We start from the raw sequence: 1,404 nt of genomic DNA on the forward strand, positions 1-1,404 counted from the left end.
CCGGCGTCGCCGAGCCGTCGCTGCGCATTGTCGCGGCCTGCGTGCTCATCACCGGGGGGGCCGCACTTGCGGCAAAGTCGCTGTTCCTGCGCAAGCCCGCTGCTTCCGAAAGCGGAGCCGGTGCATCCGAAGGCGGGGCCCGGGCGTGACGATGCCGTTTCCAGGCGGCATCGACGCCAACGCCAATGCGACGCTGATCTTTTCGCTGGTGGCGGCGGTTGTCTACGCCTTCACATCAGGCATGGCGCCGACGCTCGCCCGTTCGGCGGCAAAAACGCTCGCCGTGGCCATGCTTGCCGTGCTGGCGGCGATGCAGGGCGGGCCGCTGCTACTGGTCGCCGCTCTTGCGCTGAGCGCCATCGGCGACGCCTTCCTGTCGCGGGATGGCGAAAAGATGTTTCTGGGCGGGCTGGGCAGCTTTCTCGCCGCGCATATCGTCTACGTCGTGCTGTTCCTGCGCAGCGGCGGGGGGATGGGAGTGCTGGGGGCCCAACCTTGGCGCGCGGCAATCGCACTTGCGATGGCGGTATTTGTTATTCTCATGCTGGCGGCGCTGTGGCGCCGCGTCGGCCCGGCCCTGCGAGCGCCGATCGCGGGCTATGTCGCGGCCATCCTCGCCATGGGCATTTCGGCGCTGACGACGAGCAGTGCCGCTGTTATCGGCGGTGCCGTGCTGTTCATGGCGTCCGACGCGCTGCTGGCCACGGAACGCTTCCTGGCGGCCGCCATTTCGCCACATCGCGCCTGGATGCGTTTGGCGGTCTGGGGCCTCTACTACGCCGCGCAGCTCGTGATCACGCTTGGTTTCCTGCTGCGCTAAGGGTTTCCTGCTGCGTCAGAGCTGTTTAGGCCGCCAACCAGGCTCCGCCAGTTCAAACGCCGCAAAATCGAAGCCCGGCGCCACGGTGCAGCCGACCAGGGTCCACTCGCCCAGGCTGCGCGCCGATTGCCACCAGCCCGCCGGCACGACGATTTGCGGCCGCTCGCCGGCCGCAAGCTCGATGCCGAGCACCTGCTCGATCACCCCGTTAGCCTTTGGGCCGCCTTCTTCCCATATCGACAGCGCCAGCGGCGCGCCGGCGTAGAAGTGCCAGGCCTCGGCTGCATCCCTGACGCGATGCCAGGCGGAAACCTGGCCCTGCTCCAGCAGAAAATAGATCGCCGTCGAGTGGCCTCGAGCTCCGCCGCCCCCGTCGCGAAAGGTTTCCGTGTACCAGCCGCCTTCCGGATGCGGCTTCATGCCAAGGATGGCGATGATTTCTGCGGAACTCGTCATGGTTTCGACCAGTGTCGCTTGGCCTAGAAATTATCCTTGCGCTTGCGGATCTCGGCAAAAACCTCGACGTCCAACGCCTTCTCCATGCCGAAATGCCTGCGGATTGCCGGATCATGCCAGCGCAGGAA

At 66.4% G+C, this 1,404-nt stretch carries 3 protein-coding genes and 1 pseudogene; 2 read left to right on the plus strand and 2 right to left on the minus strand.

The window, feature by feature from the left end:
• Positions 1–149, plus strand: a pseudogene (locus FJ980_RS35640) (EamA family transporter); the annotation flags it as partial.
• A complete protein-coding gene (locus FJ980_RS31600) occupies positions 146–820 on the plus strand; it encodes a lysoplasmalogenase family protein (RefSeq protein WP_140547436.1) in 675 nt (224 codons plus the stop codon). The pseudogene FJ980_RS35640 and the gene FJ980_RS31600, both read left to right, overlap by 4 nt.
• 15 nt (positions 821–835) lie before the next feature.
• Here FJ980_RS31600 and FJ980_RS31605 read toward each other — a convergent pair whose 3' ends face one another.
• Both FJ980_RS31605 and FJ980_RS31610 read right to left on the minus strand, forming a co-directional pair.
• Positions 836–1,276 carry a cupin domain-containing protein gene (locus FJ980_RS31605; protein ID WP_140547437.1) on the minus strand — a complete coding sequence of 147 codons (441 nt, stop codon included), beginning with the start codon at positions 1,274–1,276 and terminating at the stop codon, positions 836–838.
• Positions 1,277–1,299: 23 nt separating this feature from the next.
• Positions 1,300–1,404, minus strand: a 105-nt coding sequence (locus tag FJ980_RS31610; RefSeq protein WP_281406356.1) for a hydroxyacylglutathione hydrolase C-terminal domain-containing protein, incomplete at its 5' end; no start/stop codon positions are given.

It is taken from the genome of Mesorhizobium sp. B1-1-5 (genome assembly GCF_006443065.1).
GTDB lineage: Bacteria > Pseudomonadota > Alphaproteobacteria > Rhizobiales > Rhizobiaceae > Mesorhizobium.